This is a genomic window from Methanomassiliicoccales archaeon, from assembly GCA_013415695.1.
GTDB lineage: Archaea > Thermoplasmatota > Thermoplasmata > Methanomassiliicoccales > JAAEEP01 > JAAEEP01.
Genome location: JAAEEP010000011.1, coordinates 82,846 through 100,712, shown reverse-complemented (window position 1 = coordinate 100,712; position 17,867 = coordinate 82,846). Strand labels below are relative to the sequence as shown.

The 17,867-nt window shown below is 52.8% G+C and carries 21 protein-coding genes and 1 tRNA gene; 15 read left to right on the top strand and 7 right to left on the bottom strand.

Going from position 1 to position 17,867, the window contains the following annotated elements:
- Positions 1-42: 42 nt before the first annotated feature.
- The 3 genes from GKC03_06910 (at position 43) to GKC03_06900 (ending at position 3,857) form a co-directional block, all read left to right on the top strand.
- Positions 43-1,926: a phosphoadenosine phosphosulfate reductase family protein gene (locus tag GKC03_06910; GenBank protein NYT12261.1), complete on the top strand. Its 1,884-nt coding sequence runs from the start codon at positions 43-45 to the stop codon at positions 1,924-1,926.
- 80 nt (positions 1,927-2,006) lie between these two features.
- Positions 2,007-2,702: a hypothetical protein gene (locus GKC03_06905; protein ID NYT12260.1), complete on the top strand. Its 696-nt coding sequence runs from the start codon at positions 2,007-2,009 to the stop codon at positions 2,700-2,702.
- A gap of 27 nt (positions 2,703-2,729) precedes the next feature.
- A complete protein-coding gene (locus GKC03_06900) occupies positions 2,730-3,857 on the top strand; it encodes a transglutaminase domain-containing protein (protein ID NYT12259.1) in 1,128 nt (375 codons plus the stop codon).
- Here GKC03_06900 and GKC03_06895 read toward each other — a convergent pair.
- The 5 genes from GKC03_06895 to GKC03_06875 form a co-directional block, all read right to left on the bottom strand.
- Entirely contained in the window at positions 3,817-4,257 is a 441-nt protein-coding gene (locus GKC03_06895; GenBank protein ID NYT12258.1) for a hypothetical protein, read from the bottom strand. The two genes, GKC03_06900 and GKC03_06895, sit on opposite strands and share 41 nt — an antisense overlap.
- Positions 4,257-4,727, bottom strand: a complete 471-nt coding sequence (locus tag GKC03_06890) for a pyruvoyl-dependent arginine decarboxylase (protein NYT12257.1) — start codon at positions 4,725-4,727, stop codon at positions 4,257-4,259. The genes GKC03_06895 and GKC03_06890 overlap by 1 nt, the downstream gene beginning before the upstream one ends.
- A gap of 46 nt (positions 4,728-4,773) precedes the next feature.
- Positions 4,774-5,694, bottom strand: a complete 921-nt coding sequence (locus tag GKC03_06885) for a DUF835 domain-containing protein (protein ID NYT12256.1) — start codon at positions 5,692-5,694, stop codon at positions 4,774-4,776.
- On the bottom strand, positions 5,691-6,200 hold the full coding sequence (locus tag GKC03_06880; GenBank protein NYT12255.1) for a GTP-binding protein: 510 nt from the start codon (positions 6,198-6,200) through the stop codon (positions 5,691-5,693). The genes GKC03_06885 and GKC03_06880 overlap by 4 nt, the downstream gene beginning before the upstream one ends.
- Before the next feature lie 95 nt (positions 6,201-6,295).
- Complete coding sequence (locus GKC03_06875) at positions 6,296-7,063, bottom strand: proteasome assembly chaperone family protein (protein NYT12254.1); 768 nt, start codon at positions 7,061-7,063, stop codon at positions 6,296-6,298.
- Positions 7,064-7,174: 111 nt separating this feature from the next.
- On the opposite strand from GKC03_06875, the gene GKC03_06870 reads away from it, so the two are divergent.
- Entirely contained in the window at positions 7,175-8,434 is a 1,260-nt protein-coding gene (locus GKC03_06870; protein ID NYT12253.1) for an insulinase family protein, read from the top strand.
- A 6-nt stretch (positions 8,435-8,440) separates the two neighbouring features.
- On the opposite strand, the gene GKC03_06865 is transcribed toward GKC03_06870, so the two are convergent.
- On the bottom strand, positions 8,441-8,905 hold the full coding sequence (locus GKC03_06865) for a hydrogenase maturation protease (GenBank protein ID NYT12252.1): 465 nt from the start codon (positions 8,903-8,905) through the stop codon (positions 8,441-8,443).
- 97 nt (positions 8,906-9,002) lie between these two features.
- Between GKC03_06865 and GKC03_06860 the strand changes: the two genes are divergently transcribed.
- The 10 genes from GKC03_06860 (at position 9,003) to GKC03_06815 (ending at position 16,549) form a co-directional block, all read left to right on the top strand.
- Positions 9,003-9,806 carry a LysR family transcriptional regulator gene (locus GKC03_06860; protein ID NYT12251.1) on the top strand — a complete coding sequence of 268 codons (804 nt, stop codon included), beginning with the start codon at positions 9,003-9,005 and terminating at the stop codon, positions 9,804-9,806.
- An 86-nt stretch (positions 9,807-9,892) separates the two neighbouring features.
- Positions 9,893-10,399: a CoB--CoM heterodisulfide reductase subunit C gene (hdrC, locus tag GKC03_06855; protein ID NYT12250.1), complete on the top strand. Its 507-nt coding sequence runs from the start codon at positions 9,893-9,895 to the stop codon at positions 10,397-10,399.
- Position 10,400: 1 nt separating this feature from the next.
- Positions 10,401-11,252 carry a CoB--CoM heterodisulfide reductase subunit B gene (gene hdrB, locus GKC03_06850; GenBank protein NYT12249.1) on the top strand — a complete coding sequence of 284 codons (852 nt, stop codon included), beginning with the start codon at positions 10,401-10,403 and terminating at the stop codon, positions 11,250-11,252.
- A gap of 10 nt (positions 11,253-11,262) precedes the next feature.
- Positions 11,263-11,535, top strand: a complete 273-nt coding sequence (locus GKC03_06845; GenBank protein NYT12248.1) for a DUF749 domain-containing protein — start codon at positions 11,263-11,265, stop codon at positions 11,533-11,535.
- A gap of 132 nt (positions 11,536-11,667) precedes the next feature.
- Entirely contained in the window at positions 11,668-12,444 is a 777-nt protein-coding gene (locus tag GKC03_06840; protein ID NYT12247.1) for a 30S ribosomal protein S3ae, read from the top strand.
- A 9-nt stretch (positions 12,445-12,453) separates the two neighbouring features.
- A tRNA-Met gene (locus GKC03_06835) sits at positions 12,454-12,558 on the top strand.
- A gap of 78 nt (positions 12,559-12,636) precedes the next feature.
- Positions 12,637-13,812 (top strand): TRC40/GET3/ArsA family transport-energizing ATPase, encoded by a 1,176-nt coding sequence (locus GKC03_06830; protein NYT12246.1) that lies wholly within the window; start codon positions 12,637-12,639, stop codon positions 13,810-13,812.
- Positions 13,805-14,140 carry a hypothetical protein gene (locus tag GKC03_06825; GenBank protein NYT12245.1) on the top strand — a complete coding sequence of 112 codons (336 nt, stop codon included), beginning with the start codon at positions 13,805-13,807 and terminating at the stop codon, positions 14,138-14,140. The genes GKC03_06830 and GKC03_06825 overlap by 8 nt, the downstream gene beginning before the upstream one ends.
- A 139-nt stretch (positions 14,141-14,279) precedes the next feature.
- The gene (locus GKC03_06820) at positions 14,280-14,726 is read left to right on the top strand and encodes a 4Fe-4S dicluster domain-containing protein (GenBank protein ID NYT12244.1); all 447 of its coding nucleotides are present in this window, start codon (positions 14,280-14,282) and stop codon (positions 14,724-14,726) included.
- Positions 14,726-16,549, top strand: a complete 1,824-nt coding sequence (locus GKC03_06815; protein ID NYT12243.1) for an aldehyde ferredoxin oxidoreductase family protein — start codon at positions 14,726-14,728, stop codon at positions 16,547-16,549. Before GKC03_06820 ends, GKC03_06815 begins: the two co-directional genes overlap by 1 nt.
- 44 nt (positions 16,550-16,593) lie before the next feature.
- On the opposite strand, the gene GKC03_06810 is transcribed toward GKC03_06815, so the two are convergent.
- Positions 16,594-17,151: a CBS domain-containing protein gene (locus GKC03_06810; protein ID NYT12242.1), complete on the bottom strand. Its 558-nt coding sequence runs from the start codon at positions 17,149-17,151 to the stop codon at positions 16,594-16,596.
- Positions 17,152-17,275: 124 nt separating this feature from the next.
- Between GKC03_06810 and GKC03_06805 the strand changes: the two genes are divergently transcribed.
- Positions 17,276-17,866: a TIGR00296 family protein gene (locus tag GKC03_06805; protein ID NYT12241.1), complete on the top strand. Its 591-nt coding sequence runs from the start codon at positions 17,276-17,278 to the stop codon at positions 17,864-17,866.
- Position 17,867 lies beyond the last annotated feature (1 nt).

The following is a 17,867-nucleotide window of genomic DNA, read 5'->3' as shown; positions in this document are numbered from 1 at the left end:
TCGCCCCGCAAGTATTGAAATACCAACCACCGATTAACACCCGTGGCCCGGCCCAAGCACGGAAAGGAGATCTTCCGGTGGTGTGATGAATGCGGCTCGCTGATACTGGGCGAAGGATGTTCTACTTGTGCTCCTTCCAGAGAGTTCAGCGTTTCGCTCCCCGCGGACATCAGGCCTTGCACGGGAACTGGCGTGGACACAGTAAAAGAGGTTTTCGAGCGTAAATTCGGGACCTCATCCTTCCTCGATGGAAGATTGATCTTCCTCAACAGGATCGCGGGCGAGGACAGGACCGACGAGATCGTGGTCGAGGGAGAGGTCATTGGAACGCTAAGATTCGAGATAGTATCAAAGCAGTTCAACCTTGACCTAAAGCTGGCTGGAGCAAGGATGCTTGCCCCACTGGCGACCAAGGGCCTAGTGAAGGTAAAACAACCATCCGGTCATTTGAAGGGGAGGAGCCTACCTGGAACCGAGATAGTGGAGATCAATGGAGACTTCGAGATTGGCGATCCCCTCATTGTACACTCTGGAAATCTCATATGCGCTGGAGTCGCTAGGGCCTCCAGCAAGGATGCGGTCCGATCGAAAAAGGCGTTGGGCATAAGGGACGCGGGAAAAGGTCGTATCAAATTGCCTGAAAGAGATCTTACTTGGATGGATTTCGTGAGATGCAATGAGACCCATCTCCGAAAACTGGAGTCTAAAGCTGTTTCGGACATCAGATCATTTCTGGGGAACAGGAAGGAAAATGAGATCACGGTTTCCTTCAGCGGTGGCAAGGACTCATTGGCATGCTACGCTCTGGCCAGAAAGGCGGTTGGAGATGTCACGCTTCTCTTCGCCAACACTGGCCTGGAGTTCCCAGAGACGGTGGAATATATCAGGAGCTTCGCCTCAAAGAACGGAGTCAGGCTCATTGAGGGTTCCCCACCCACAACCTTCTGGGATCAGTTCCCGACCTTTGGGCCGCCGGCCAAGGACTTCAGGTGGTGCTGCAAGGTCTGCAAGCTTGCACCAATAACCAGCATCATAGAGGACAACTACTCCGAGGGGGTGATCACCCTGGAGGGGAACCGCATCTTCGAATCCTTCGCCAGATCACGGATAGGATTCGTGGAGAGGAATCCTTTCGTTCCTGGGCAAATCAACCTCAATCCGGTCAGGGAATGGAGGGCGATAGAGGTTTGGGGATACATCTGGCTCAAGGGATTGGAGTACAACCCTCTGTACGATAAGGACTTCCAGCGAATAGGCTGCTACCTCTGCCCCGCCTGCCTCGCCAGCGAGTGGGAGACGACACGAAGAACACACCCCGAGCTATGGAGAAGATGGAACGATGATCTTCTTCAATGGTCCAAGGAGGTGTGTGTTGACGATGAATTCGTCGAGCATGGCTTCTGGCGTTGGAAGAACTTGCCTCCAAAGATGAGGAACTTGGCCGAGACGCTGGAGCTGAGAATGCCTCAGGTAAGGACTGAGCAAGCTCAGATGAAGATGATAAAGGGGGCGAGCCCCTGCACGGCGGGTGGTTTCTCGATCGAGGGGGTGATATCACTGCCGGTGAAGAGGGATTTCTCAAGGGTCGCCGAGGTGCTCAAAGTACTCGGAAAGGTCAGATACTCTGACGAGTACCAGATTGCCCTAGTTAGGAAAGGAGATGCCACTCTCAAGGTGTTTGGAGGGGGACAGGTCACCGCTATCGCTTCAACACGTGAGGAAGCGGAGGATCTGTTCGATCTAGGTGTGAAGTCGTTACTCAGGGCTCAGATGTGCTCCGAGTGCGGTATTTGCGTGAAGTCATGTCCCCGGGAGGCGTTGGAGATCTCAGGGGGTCTCAAGGTGGACGAGTCCAGGTGCACCCACTGTGGGAAATGCATCGAATCATGCGTGGTTGCGCATTATTTTGACAAATTGGTCGCCTGAAGTCTTATCTTCTGACACCAGACGATCGATCATCCCCATCCGGATATGTTTAATAATGCACCTTTCATTCCTTCCTTCGAATGAACACCGACATGTTCATCGCTGGAGCAGCCGGCTTCGCACCCGCCGTGGTATTGATGTACTACACGCTTAAGGACTACACATATCCCGCGGTCGAGAAGCCCTTCTTCGACGATCGCAAGGCGTTCGGTATATTTGCCATCGGTCTTGTCATTGGAACAATCATCTATGCGATCCAGTCGTGGTTTCCCTTAGGGCTACTCCTGATTGCTCTGGTCTTTGCGGTACTGGAGGAGCTTATCAAGTTAGTGATACTCAATCTCCCCCGATTCCAGGGAAAGCTGGACACCCCATTCTACGGTATCACTTTGGGGCTTGGTATCGGAGCCACCATGGGTTTTGGGGCATTCTATCTAACCATAGGTCAGCTGGGCGATCTGACCGCCTTCTCGTGGGTCGTATTGATCGTGATCGCAATCCAGTTCGTCCTTCTCCACGGTGCGACGGGTGGAATGATCGGTATGGGAGTGGCCCGGAAGATGCCCTGGCCCTACTTCGCTCAAGCGACCCTGATCCACCTAGCGTACAACCTGCTTATGATACCTTTTTTCACCGCGGACGAGCTCCTTGGCTACCCACTGTTCGCGGTGGCCACAGTCATGCTGGTGTTCTTCTACTATCAGTTATGGAGGATGGCACTGCCCGAACTGATCAATAAGCAGATATCAAAGCTCGAAAAAAGGGCGAAAGATTGATGACCCTCTCTTTCATGCAATAGAATGTTGGCCAATAAGAAGAGGACACTGGGAAAGGTCATCGCTATCATTGCGGTGATAGTCATCGTGATAATCCTGCTGCTGAATCCGGGAGTCCAGAGCGTACTCAAGAGCATATTCATAGATCCATTCCAGAAGAGCTATCCAGAGTACACGACCTTCACGGTTGAGAGGACCCTTACCATCGAAGCCAACGGGGGTACGGTCTACAATTATACCATCGACATCCCCGTTCCAGAAGATATATCCGAGAACGGCAACGAACTGCAGGAACTCATCGCGATCTCGGCCCAACCAAATCCAACCATCGAGGACCGTTATACATTGGATTGGATGGAATGGGAGGGCTATGGGCCCGTAGGTCAGAGCACTCGAACTATCACAATAACATATCAGATGAGGATATCAACATTCATCTGGAACATCGGGACGAATGAAGTTGGGAACATCTCAGACATCCCCACATCGCTTAGGAACTCATACCTAGGTGACGAATGGAGGATCATCGTTGATAATCCTGATATCATCCAGAGATCGGAGGCCATAGTGGGAGACAGGACCAATGTCAAGGAAGCCCTGAACGCGATCTATGACTGGATCACCGATAACATCGACTACTCATATTCAAGTCCGACGCTTCCAAAGACAAGCGTGGAGACTCTCAGCTCAGAAAGTGGAGACTGCGATGAACAGGCCATCCTGTTCTGCGCCTTGGCAAGAGCAGCGGGAATTCCCGCATGGCTTCAGCTAGGGGTTCTTTACGATCCATTCATGGAAGCGTGGGGTGGCCATGGCTGGATCCAGACCTATCTTCCACTTGGAATTGACGAGGGCGTGAATGTCACTATAGATACTGTTAACCGAGATTTCCTGGTCTGGCGCCCCAACAGGTTCGCGGACTTCACCGATGACGGTAACGGAAGTCATCTTGATGATTACTACTTCTCGTTCTACTGCTCATACGACCCCAGCTCATATTCAGCAGGGGAGACACCATCCTTCAGTCAGGAATTCAATGCGGTTGACTACCAAGAATCAGAAGATAGGGTACGTCCAGATGATTTCACAATGTCATCCATAGTCCCCCTATCGCTCATATTGCCCGGTACCTTCCAGGCTCGGGTTCGTAGATAAGACCCTCGAGGAGCATCTTTTCCAACAAATGGTTGATGTTCTCTTCATCCTCAAGCCTGAGCTCTTTAATCAGCTCTTCTTTCGAGAATTCGCCCGTCTCCTTGGAGAGCCGGAGAGCCACCATCAGCAATCCCTGTTCATCGAGCTTAGGAATTGCGGTGATATCTTTCTCAGCCCCCACAGACCAGGATTCCGTATCATTCTCATCCAACTTGGGGGCTATCTCCTTGGCCTTCAATCTGACTGCCTCGGCGAGCTCCCTCCTGTCCTCCGTCTCAAAGTAGATCTTGGCCTTCGAAACGTCCATGGAGTGACCACAACCCGGACACACGGTTCTTTTGGTGTGTAGGTCAATGCCTCTCACCCTGTGGCATCTGGAGCAGACGATAACACCAAGCATCAGTACTCAACGAACACCAGGGCAGCTACACAAGCCCCGTAGTGGTCCATCGGGATCGACATCTCTTCGATCTTGTAGAAGACCTTCTTGAACTCTAACCCCCTGAGCTTGGACATCTCCTCCATCTTCCAGGCGAGGACCTCCCTCAGGGCTTTTTTAGTTCCATGTAGATGTCCCTCAGCGACGTAACCACCTTTACCATCCGATCTATGTCCATAAGCGATGCCTGCTGATATCATCTCACCTTCACCTCCTCTCATCTGGGCGAGGACGCAGTGCGTCACTGCTCCCATGGGCAATTCTCTGATGGGTACCTGTTTGGCACCTACCGGAAGGACGGACGAAACTGAAACAAGGTTCTGCTCCCCGATTCTAGCCTCGATCAACGCCTTATCGAAGGCGTTCAGGTCTGATACCATACTCATGGCACAGCCAGAGGTCACGAAGAACTTCTTCGGAACAAGATACATTGAAGGGGCATAAGAAAAGTACTGTTCTTAAGGATTTCTACTTCTATCAATCGAGTTGTAGTACCCTCAGTTCCCTCTCGAGCATTTTGACCTCTTTGTCCTCCAGGGCCTCAGGACTAAGCGGCAGGATAAGTAGAGAATCACGTACCGCGACGTTCTCGTTGAGGAGCTGGACGAACTTGAGTATCTTGATGAAATTGCTCTGCGAGATCATGTACTCGAGACCGCTGATCAGGACCACCGCCTCCTGGTCATCATCGAGAAAGTTCTTCACCTCGGAGTAGATGAGAGGGATGTTAGTGGGCTCCCTGGCATAGGGAATATCGCGGTCGTACGATAGCCAAAGCATGGTGGCGGATTCCAGGTCGTAAGCCTTCTTCAACTTCTCCGGGTACTCCCTGCTTATGCACATGCCGCTGGTCCCGTGCCGAAGGTAGTCCTGGAACAGATTGAAAGCGCTGTCAGGGTTATCGGTCTCGATGAGGTAGGAGTATCCCCGCTCGAGGTCCAGCTTGGGTCTTCCCTTCTGTTTCTTCGCTGGCTTGTGTTCCATCTCCTCCGCCGGCTTGAGGACGTTTCGGCAGATGCTCCTATCATCGGAGCACTCGCTTTCAACCACAGCGTATCTCCTCTGCAGTAGATAGGATACTATTCCCATGAGATAGCCCCTAGCAAAATCACAACCCCTGCCATGGCTGGCTTCCACAGAGTCATTGAAGCAGGCTACTATCTCGTCCTCAGATACCTTGAGGTCGATTCCGCTCAATCCCGCCTCGTACCAGAGCTGAGGAACCATATCTTCGAGTTCCTCAAAGGTGCACTCTATACCCAGCTCCTTGACTAGGTTCACCCCAGCTCTATAGCCAAAGCGTTCTATAGTGCCTCCAGCCTCCTCGCCCTCTATGATCTCCAGCTCTTCCCTCAGATCGATAAGGGCCTGACCCGGCAGAACGATGAACGGTCTCACTCCACTTCCTCCATCATCTTCCTCCCCAATTCGTGGAAGGCATCATCGACTCCCTCACCAGATTTTGCACTGGTGATGGTGAAATCCTGACCAAGTGATCCAGCCACCTCGATCAGGATATCTTCAGTTACACCTCGTTCCAGGTCGCTCTTGTTGGCAACAATCACCAAAGGCTTTTCGCCAATGACCTGATAGAGATCATCACGCCAGCGTTCAAGGGATCGGACGGTCTCCTCCCTGGTTAGATCACATACCAGAAGAGCACCGTAGGCTCCCTTGTAGTACGCTTCGTGCAGGGTACTAACTTTCTGTCCCAGCACGTCCCAGATCATGAGAGTGAGTTCCACCTCGCCCAGGTCAAGGACTTTCTTACTTACCTTTGTTCCAAAGGTCTTAATGTACTCATCGCTAAACATGTCAAGTACGTACCTTCGGACGAGGCTCGTCTTGCCCACTCCACCGTCTCCCAGAAGGCAGATCTTCCTGATGAATTTCCTCTTTGCCATCGCGACGCCAGATGTAATGAAGCCTGCGTATATAAGATTGAGCGAACCTGCTCCACATCGTGAAAAAGCCAGTGCTTTTTCTAAACCTTCCGATCTTATCCATATATCATCGATGACGCATCCGAGATAGGCCTGGGCTCCTGCTGCATCCCCTCCATCGCAATCTTCATCTGCCGCTCGATCTCCTCCGCCTCTTTATAGAGCGGGTCAGGGTCCAGTTTGAGCTCGGGCAGCATCTTGCCTACGATCTCAAGGAGCCTTGCCGCTCCCCGAGCATCAGGTATATTCACCTTTGCAGGGCCAAGCAGACACATGACCTCCCCGCCGAGTCTATCTGCCTCGTAGAGCAGAACACCCGAGATGCCACTTACCATTCCCTCTTTCATCTCCTCAAGGCCGTAGTTTTCCACCATCGAATGACACCTCTCTCCTGAGGCAATGCAAAGCGTCTTGGCCTCCGCTGGGTCCATTCCAGTGTTCATACCTTCCATTGTAATTATGGTCTCGATCCCTTTGGATCTACACCAATCCAAGATGATGTCCACGACAGGCTTTATGAGTTCTGGCTTGGGCATAAACTCAGCTGTGATGACCACGATCTGCTCACATTTCTCCCCCTCCTCGTTGCACATCCTCTCCCCAGCGTATATCCTGACCGGGGGGGAAGGGATTCCCTCGTACACCAAGGTGTAAGGCGGAAAATCTGGAGAGATCATGCTTGCCACCCTTTCGAGTTTAAGCGTCTTTACGATGAAACTGGATGCAATCGAACTTATCAAGCCCACCGAAGGGAAACCCACCAGGGCGATCGCCCCTCTGAAATCCTTGTCGGTGTACTCGTGAAGAACGATATCCGCGCTCATGATTCATCCTCCTGGCTTATTATTATCCAGCGGGATACTTAACCCTTTCTCGGTGTGACTGGACCCCAATTATACGAAAAGGATAAATGCGAGGGAGATGTACGACGGCCCGTGAGAAAAGGCGAGATATCCATATCCCGCACTGAGGGCGGTATTCCGGTCGTGGTTGAAACGGTGCCCTCATCAAGCTCGGTGGCCTTGGCAGTCTATGTCAATGCTGGGTCTAGGAACGAGCCTACTGGGAAGGCAGGAATGGCCCATCTCCTGGAACACATGGTCTTCAGAGGCACGAAGAACTTCACCTCCCGTCAGATCTCCGAGAGGATCGAGGACGCGGGAGGCGAGCTCAACGGGTTCACTGGCAAGGAGTTCACATGTTTCTATAGCTCGATCCTCAAGGAGACCTTCGAGAACGCCGGCGAGATACTTGGGGAAATTGTCGCTAGCCCTATCCTGGCCGAGGATAGCTTCAGCCTCGAAAAGCAGATAGTCACCCAGGAGGTTAGCATGCTCCTCAACGAGCCGGAGAGCTACATACACTATCTTTTCACCCAGGCGATTTGGGATGGACATCCAATGTCGATACCTGAGGCCGGTGACTTTGACACGATTGGATCCATCTCGCTTGTTGATCTGAAGAATTTCTATGCCTCCAATTACTCGCCCGAGAAACTTATCGTGGTGGCGTCGGGTGGAGTTGAGGAGAAAAAGGTCGAGGAATGGGCAACGTGTCTCGATTCCATGCCAAGAGTGGCTCGGATCAATGACCAGCTGCCCCCATCATCAAAAGCAGACATCAGGTTCTTCCCCAGGGAGGGGGACCAGGCATACGTAGGACTAGGATTCCCGGGGGTTGCAGCGGGCGATCCAGCGAGACAGATCCAGCGCATGTTGGGCGCGTTGATAGGAGCGGGAATGAGCTCCAGGCTCTTCCAGAAGGTGAGGGAGGAGGAGGGGCTGGTGTACTCCATATACAGCATATCCAAGCACTACAGTGACTGTGGCAACATGGGGATATACTTCTCCTGCTCCAAGGATAAACTCGCCCGTGTGCTCGAATCCATATCCTCAGAGTTCTCCCTACTCAAACGGGAAGGTCTAGAACTAGGAGAACTCGATAGGGTCAAGAGGCTTATAAAGGGAGCAACTGTCCGACGGCTGGAGTCCACGGAGAACAGGATGTTCAGAATCGGCGAGGCGTTTGCGATGACCGGTAAGGTCAAGACCATCGAGGAGATGATCCAGGAAATGGAAGAGATCACCCAGGACCAGATCCTTGCCATCGCGGAGGAGATGATCAGACCGCAGAAGATGTGCGTGGCGATTCATGGGCCGGTGGTCGATCTGGACCGTGATGCTCTGGATTTCTGAGAATTTTCATTTGCGATCCTGGGTTGCGAGGCTTCTGACCTTCTCTACGATGCTTGGAATGGCCCGTTCAACTTCGGGACTCATATCCTCGCTAACCGTCATCACGTCAGCAACCTCGACCGCCACGAGAATGATCTCCTTTGGCATCCTTCCCGGATGGACACTTCTTCCAAGCTCGATTGCGGTGAAGATGTTGATCTCATGAGGACTGCCTGATGAAACGGTGTGACTGAAGTCTGCGGTAGTGAGGATCCTTGAAGTACCAGGCGGAAATCTCCGGGTAATGATCGCGTCCACGACGATCACCCTTTCGTAGTCCAGTACTATCTCGATGACATCCAGTCCACTGGTGCTATGGTCCTGGACGTCCACTTCTTCCAGCCCCAATGTCCTGATCTCCTCTGCTACCCTCAGTCCAATCGAGTCGTCGCTCATGATAGGGCTACCGATTCCCAGAACTAGGGTTCTCATCATCTCGTCGATGGAAGGATCATTATTTAACATTTAGTCGGCAGCCAAGCTCATTATCGCGGTGAAACTAGAAATATGGATAGGGAGATGCCAGTGTGTGCAGATTGAGCCCTCTGTCTCCTTGATGATAGGTGGTAAGAAGATAACCACCAGACAGCTTGAGGTTCTGGTAGCCGTCTACGAGGAGGGAAGCCAGAACCGTGCCGCGAGGAGGTTGGGAATTGCCACCCCCGTTCTTCACCGCTACCTGACACAGCTTGAGGAAAAAGCAGGGGCCCCTCTTACCATTACTTCGAAAAGGGGGACGAGGCTGACTCGAGAAGGAAGGGCCGTGGTCAGAGAGTTCATGGCGCTCAAAGGGAGAGCCCGTTCAGGAGAATCCGTGAGGGTTGGATGTTCAATAATAACCGAGGATCTTCTTCTAAATGTACTCTCAAAGATCGATGCCATGGGTCCTTATGATCTGATCATTTCAGATGATGAAAGAAATATCAAGGACTTCAGGGCAGGATTGATGGACGTGGTCATACTGGATGACCCTATTTATGCCTTCGAGTTCGAGGACGCCAAATGGGAAGAGATTGCGGAAGACTACCTTCTTCACATCAAACGGGGCGAAAAGTACATGCGCTTTCGTTACGGGGCACAGCGCATTGGCTTTCTCCATCTGGAAAGTGTCGGGAAGGAGTACGAGATCTTGGGGACGGTAAGGTCCCTTCCCCTGCTCCTCCGCCCCAAGGTTTCATTCTTCCTGAACCAGAGTTACGCCGCCAAGAAAGGCCTTGAGCTCAAGACATTCACCCACCCCCAGCTCCTAATGCACAAGATCATTGCCATGTACTCGGATGAGTCCCGGGAGGTCGAGAGACTCATCAACGAGATGCGACGGAAGAGACTTTGAAGATTTACCAAAATAGGTAAAACTAAGCCCATTTTCCAGGTTGTTTTATATATCTACATCAAGCTAACCTTTCTGGTGCGATTTACATGTGTGCAAAGGTACCCAATCCAGAATTCGCTAACCAAGTCATCGAGAGGGGCGGCGAGACGCTGAACCTCTGCTTCCAGTGCGGCACCTGCACCGCAAGCTGCCCCTCTGGAAGGAACACCGTGTTCAAGACTAGGCAGTTGATCAGGAAGGCGCAACTAGGTCTGAAGGAGGACATCATGGACTCCGATGACCTGTGGATGTGCACGACCTGTTACACCTGCACCGAGAGGTGCCCAAGAGGTGTGGAGATAGTCGACATCATCATTGCCCTCAGGAACATCGCTTCCGAGGAAGGTCACATGTTGGACGATCACAAGAAAGTTTCCAACTCTCTGATCAAGAATGGGCATACCGTCCCCCTGACTGACGAATACGCGAAGCTCAGGGCGTCCATGGGTCTTCCCGAGAAGCCACCCACAGTCCTATCCGACCCCAAAGCGCTGGAGGATTTCCAGACAATAATCAAGAAGGTCGGCTTCGACAAGCTGGTAGGAGGGAACTGAGATGGCGGACAAGTATGGATTCTTCCTTGGATGCATTGCTCCACTCAGATACCCCGGCATCGAGAAGGCCACCCGTGAGGTTTGCCAGGCCTTGGGAGTTGACCTAGTGGATCTCCAGGGTGCTGGCTGCTGCCCTGCGCCCGGTGTCATCAAGTCCTTCGATAAGGCCACCTGGTTGGCTGCGGCCGCTAGGAACCTGGCCCTTGCCGAGAAGCAGGGCGTGGACATATTGACCATCTGCAACGGCTGCTACGGTTCATTGTTCGATGCGAACCACGAGCTAAAGGAGGACGAAGCCCTTCTCAAGGACGTCAACAAGATCCTCAAGGAGATCGGTCTGCAGTACAATGGTGGTGTCAAGGTGCGCCACTTCGCAGAGATGTTCTACAACGACATCGGAGTGGAAGAGATCAGGACAAAGGTTACCAATCCTGTCGACTTCAAGATCGCCGTCCACTACGGCTGCCACTTTGCCAAGCCCAGCAACATCAAGAAACTTGATGACCCCGAGAGACCACACATCCTGGATGATCTCGTGGAGGCTACCGGAGCAACCAGTGTCAACTACAAGGACAAGCAGATGTGCTGCGGTGCGGGCGGCGGCGTTCGCTCAGGTAATGCGAACGTGGCTCTCATGATGACCGAGGAGAAGCTCAAGAACATCAAGGCTGTCGGCGCCGACTTCATCCTTGATGTCTGTCCGTTCTGCCACCTTCAGTTCGACAGAGGTCAGAAGGATCTCTCTGGGTACGACATTCCGGTCATTCACCTGGCTCAGCTCTACGGCATCGCCATTGGCCTCCCCAAGGAGGACCTGGGGCTCTCTGCCCACGTCGTCCCTGTGAACCTCTGAGGTCCGCTGGATGCACCCCGTAGACCTGGTGGGCATCTTCGGTGTCGATGCCGTGCCCCCGGAGCTCAGAGGCTTCGTGTACTTCCAGGCCAATTTGGAGGACCGAGTGCTCACGGGCAAGGAGCAGGTGGCTATACTAGTGGTCCGGAACACCGAGAGCCATATCACGGCGTTCATGGACAAGCTGGAGAGCATAAAGGATCTGGAAGTCCGCCTCGAGACCCAGCAAGCATTCCTCTCAGAGGATGCTAGGGCTGCCATGCTTCGGGCCATAGGCCAATGAACCAAAGGGTGCGAGGCACCCACCTTTAACATTTTTCATCTAATACCGTTCCAGGATGCTGGAGGGTCAGTTGGTCCATGGCAAACATATTAATATAGATACACATTTCCGATTCTGCCTAGACGGAGGCTATTGATGGCAAAGAAAGGTAAGACTGCATCCAGAAAGGTCAAGGACAAGTGGAAGGCAAAGGAATGGTACAAAGTCTATGCTCCTTCCATGTTCAACCAAGTGCTTCTAGGGGAAACGCCTAGCGCCGAACCGACCAACCTTATGGGTCGCACTGCTGAGGCCACAGTTCATGATCTGACTGGTGACTTCTCCAAGATGCATGTTAAGATACAATTCCGAATCCAGGACGTCAGGGGTTTTGACGCCCATACAGTATTCACAGGTCATGATCTGACCAGCGATTATGTAAGAAGACTCACTCGGAGGAAGAGGAGCAAGACCGATCATGTGGTAGATGTGAGGACCATGGATGGATACCTGGTCCGCATCAAGCCGATGAGCGTGGCCGAGAAGAGGATTCAATCCTCTCAGGAATCGGCAATCCGCGCGATCATGGGCGAGGAGGTCAATAAGGCCGTTACCGAGATGACCATCTCTGATCTGGTCAAGTCCATCATTTCTGGGGATCTGGCCAAGAATATTGCCAGATCCTGCAAGACAATCGTTCCGATCAAGAGGGTAGAGATCCGCAAGACCGAGGTCCTCGAGATGGGAGAGCCCCTCCCGATCATAGAGGAGATCGAGGTTGAGGCCGAGTCCGAGCAGGAAGCCGAGGAGACCGAGGCCGTCGAGGAGGAGATCTCCGAGGAGACCCCTGAGGAATTGATGGAGGAATCAGCCGAATCCACGGATGAGGCTGAGGAAGTGGACATTTCCGAGGAGACGGAAGATAGCTGATCTACCAATGCCGGGGTGGCTCAGCCTGGTGGAGCGTCGGACTCATAGGGTATAGAATCAAAGATTCTCACCAGGGACATCCGAAGGTCACGGGTTCGAACCCCGTCCCCGGCACACTCCTCAACCCCATCAATTTTCTTTAATTCCGTACAATTAAAGTAGTTGCAGCTTTGTTGGTGTCCCGGTGAATCAGTGAGGATCATCATTTACACCGGGAAGGGTGGCGTGGGTAAGACTTCGGTTGCAGCTGCAACCGCCCTTAAATCAGCCCGTTTGGGACACAGGACCCTTGTCATGAGCACAGATGCCGCCCATTCACTTTCGGATTCATTGGATATCAAGCTCTCCAGCGAGATAGTTAATATCGATGAGAACCTGGACGCCATCGAGGTCGATGTCCTTTTCGAACTGGAGAATCGATGGAAGGAGATTGAGAAATACATAACGGACTTCTTGGTCGCGCAGGGCCTAGACGACATCAGCGCCAAGGAGATGGCCATATGGCCCGGGATGGAGCTGATGTCAGCTCTCTTCTACATCTGGGACTTCTACCGCTCTGACGAGTACGACGTGATCGTACTGGACACCGCTCCGACGGCCGAGACCCTGAGACTTCTCAGCTTCCCCGATGTCTCGGACTGGTATTTTGACAAGGTCTACAAGGTCTTTCAGCGGATGGTACGCCTGGCCCGCGTTACCGTAGGAAGGTTCATGGACACCCCTCTTCCCACTAAGGAGTTCATGAAGGATCTGGAACACCTCAAGGAGAGGATGAAAGTGGTTCGTCATGTGCTCACTTCACCCGAGATCACTTCTGTTCGCCTTGTGGTCAACCCCGAGAAGATGGTGATCAACGAGACCAAGAGGGCCTACACCTACCTCTGCCTCTACAACCTTACGGTGGAATCTCTCGTTGTCAACAGGCTCCTTCCCGAGGACACCGAGGGGTACTTCAAGGAGAAACTGAAGGAACAGGAGCACTACATGGAAGTGATCAACGAAAGCTTCAATCCTCTCAAGATATTCACTTCGGAGTTGTTCCAGACGGAGCTCGTGGGAATCCCCATGCTGGAGAGGCTTTCTGAGAGACTTTTCGGAGAAGAGGACCCAACCCAGGTCTATTCTACAGACAAGCCCATGGACATCTACGATGACGGCGAGAACGCTATACTCTCTCTCAAGCTGCCATTCTCCATGAAGAAGGAAGTAGAGTTATATAGGTCTGAAGACGCATTATTGATACAGGTCGGTTCCTACAAGCGTTCTGTCTCTCTCCCATATACACTGGTGAAGAGGGAGATACTGAAGGCAGAGTTCGATGAGGGCCGACTTCTCATCAAGTTCGCCAAGGAGGTTGAAGATGACTGAGGTGGAGGGGTCTAAGGAGAAGGTGGAAAAAGAAGAGGAAGCTCCCGAATTTTCCCGAAAAGATGCTATGAGGAAAGAGGCGGAGGAGATGATGAAAGTAGTGTTCTCCGAGGAGGCAAGACAGCACCTGATCAAGGCAGGCAGCGAGCTGCTGCTGGCGTTCGAGGTCATGATGCCCAAGTCACGATTCCCAGAGGACACCAAGCGCCACTACCAGCAAATGAGGAGGGAATTCCTCCTCACGGCCAAGAGCATCATAGATTCCAGGCTGGAAGTGGTCGAGGGAAAGGAAGCGAGTCAGGGGCTGAAGAAAATCGAGATCGACTGATGCCCAGCTTCGAAGCGTGGCGTTTCATCACACTCTCAATTCTACGATTTCCGTTCTTCACCATCATATCCAATCAAAAGATTGGAATACCAGTCCGCCGGATACTTCCACGGTCAACATCCATACTTGAGGTTTGAACATGGTTGCTGTCTTGGTCTCGTATCCCGAGAATTGCACCGGATGCCGCTTCTGCGAGATGATCTGCTCCCTGTATCACGAGGGGGCGGTAAACACCAAGAAGGCCCGGCTGAGGGTGCAGAAGCCCGATATAATGAACGACATTCCTTTGGTGTGCACCCAATGCATCACATGTGGGGACAGATGCTGCATCGATTCCTGCCCAGAGGATGCCATATCGGTGGTAGATGGCGTTGTCACCATCGATGGAGGGCTCTGCACTGCCTGTGGGAACTGCAAGAAGGCCTGTCCATATGGCGTGATCTGGATTGACAAGACGGCTCACAAGTGCGATCTCTGCGGCGGAGATCCAATGTGCGTGAAGTTCTGTCCAAGTGGCGCTCTGCGCTTCGAGGAGGCGGATAAGGATAGCTACGCCTCCCTGCTCACCGCCTGGAGGGATGACTGATGCACGCGGTTGGGGGCAAGATCCTGTATGTGGACCTGACCACAGGGGAGATGAGAACGGAGGAGACAACACCAGATCTGGTCAAGGAATATCTAGGCGGGGATGGACTGGCCGTGAAGCTCTTCACGGATAATATGGATCCCTCTGTCCAGCCGTTGGATGCCTCGAATGTGCTGGTATTCGCGCCTGGTCTTTTCACAGGTCTACCAGTTCCTACTGGGGGGAAGTGCCTCTTCCTTTCACGTTCGCCTCTCACGGGCACTATAGCGGAGTCGGTCATGGGCGGAAACATAGGAGCCGAGTTCAAGATGGCAGGCTACGATGCTCTGGTAATCACGGGGAGGTCTGAGTTCCCTTGCGTCCTTCGAGTATGGGATGATGTTATCGATATAAAGGGAGGCTCTCCATATTGGGGGATGGTCACTAGAGATGCTCAGGAGGCCATCCGAAGGGATCTGAGAGTGAGTTCGGTGGCCTGCATTGGCCCTGCTGGCGAGAAGCTGGTCAGATACGCTACCATAGACTGTGAAGACCGACAGTGCGGACGGGCTGGTCTGGGAACGGTGATGGGCTCGAAGAACCTGAAGGCAATCGCTGTCAGGGGAACAAAGGATCTTACGATTGCTGACCCAGAGGAACTGATCAGGCTCGATCTAGAACTTCAGAACACCATGGAGAACAGCGGAGCCTTCATGGATGACACCAAGTACGGCACTGGTGAGTTCCTAAACTGGGTGAATGAGGAGAGAGGGGTCTTCCCCACGAGGAACTGGCAGGAGAGCGTTTTCGAGGACAGAAAGGAGATAGATCCGTACTACTGGGCTCCAAGATACACCCTGAGAAGCAAAGGTTGCTTCGGATGCACAAAGGCCTGCGGCAAGCTGTTCGTCGTCCAGGAAGGGAAGTACTCGGGCACGAAACTCGATGGGATCGAGTACGAGACCCTTTACTCACTGGGGGGCGAGTGCTCCAACCCGGATATCGAGGCCCTTGCCAGGGCCAACGAGGTATGCGACCTGTTGGGCATAGACACGATCTCTGCAGGGGTCTGCATAGGCTTCACAATGGAGCTCGTGGAGCGTGGCATCCTGTCCACCGATGACTTGGGAATGGAATGTCGTTTCGGAAACCCAGACGCAGTTGTCGAGATGTCGGAGATGATTGGCAGGCGCGAAGGATTCGGGAAGCTTCTTGGCGAGGGCGTCATGAGGGCCGCGAGTGAGATCGGGAACGATGTGGAGAGATATGCGATGCATGTGAAGGGAATGGAGCCACCCGCCTATGACGTTCGAGGGATCAAGGGTATGGGCCTAGGATTCATGACATCTCCTAGAGGGGCTTGCCACCTAAGGTCAGGCGTTTACGCGCTCAACCTCGTTGGCAAATTCTGGAGATGGGACAACGTCGACCGCTTTGCCGCTGAAGGAAAGGGGGAGCAAGTCAAGGCAATGGAGGACTTCATGACCGTATACGATTCACTTGGAGTCTGCAAGTTCTCTCGAGGGTTCTTCCTTATAGAAGGTTACATCCCATTCATCCGGGCGATACTGGACGAGGAGATGTCCGAGGAAGAGATACTTCAGGTGGGCGAGAGGGTCAACAACCTCAAGCAGCTTTTCAACTACTCCGTGGGCGTAAGACGGGAGGATTTCTATCTCCCCAGGAGGCTGACCGAAGAGCCGATCAAGGATGGCGTGGCAAAGGGTGCCATCATTACCGAAAAGGAAATGCATCGAATGCTCGATGACTACCTGGATGCTCGGGGTTGGGACAATGATGGGAAACCCGGAGAGAGTAAACTCAGGGAGCTTAGGCTAGCTTGATTATGAATTGGAATATGGTGCCCTGAGAAGTGTCTATTGATGGATCACTTCTCCATCTCGAGGCAGTCGGAGCAGAGAAGTCTTCCATCTAGATGCATCAGCATGTCAGAGTAGCTACCGCAGATCTCGCAGTATCCAACACTTATTCCAACCGATTCAGTCTCAAGACCTGACGAGTTGATCCTCGCCCATTCTCTCGTGATCTCGATCAATGATGGAGATATCCGAAGGATATCATTCTCGGTGAGTATGCCAACCAAGCTACCTTCGTCAACCACAGGAAGTCGCCTCAGCTTCAGATGCGCCATCCTCTCGGCAGCATCGACCACGCTGTCTCCGGGGGAAGCGATAACTAGTGGGGTTGACATGATATTCTCAACGATCACCTTGGAAGGCAGGAGGTTCTCTGAGACCACCTTCTCCACGAGATCCTTCTCGGTCAGTATTCCCATTGGCTGGTTATTCTCGACGATCACTAGGCTGCCCACCTCCTTATTCTTCATGAGTTGGGCGGCCTCTCGGGCTGTCATCCCGGGATCGCCGATTACTGGTGAACGGGTCATTACCTCATCCACGTAGATGTCCCTAGCGATCTCGGCCATGATTAATCATAGGTTGGCCAGACTAGAAATACTTATTCATATGCGATGATGGGAACTCCGGAGAAAGACAATCGACAGGATTAAATCGAAGCTGCTGGATAGTCTCTCGAGGGAGACATCTGACATGAATGACAGCGAAGGAGAGCTGGCCGTCATGATTGCCAGGAAGGCAGTCGAGGCTGAGACTCTAGATAATGAGCCATCAAAGTTCGATATGCCAGAAGGATTTAGGGTGAAGATGGGAGTCTTCGTCACCCTAAGCACCTACCCAGATAGGGATCTAAGGGGGTGCATTGGATACCCAGAACCTGTCTACACCCTAGGAGGCGCGCTGATCCGTGCGGCCCAGGGTGCCTGTCACGACCCAAGGTTCCCGCCGCTCAGGGGAGATGAAGTGGAAGCTGTGACGGTGGAGGTGACCATTCTAACGCCTCCCGAAGAAGTAATGGTAGATAGAAAGGAGCTTCCCGCTGCTATCTTTGTCGGAAAGGATGGTCTCATCGTGGAGAGGGGGCCTTTTAAAGGATTACTGCTCCCCCAGGTCCCGGTTGAATGGGAGTGGGACGAGGAGACTTTCCTGTGTCATACCTGCATGAAGGCCGGTTTGACCCCTGATTGCTGGCTTGATCCCCAGACCAAGATTTTCAAGTTCCAGGGTGAGGTATTCACCGAGGACCGACCTAGGGGTAGAGTCTCCCGCAAACCCCTGGAGTGAT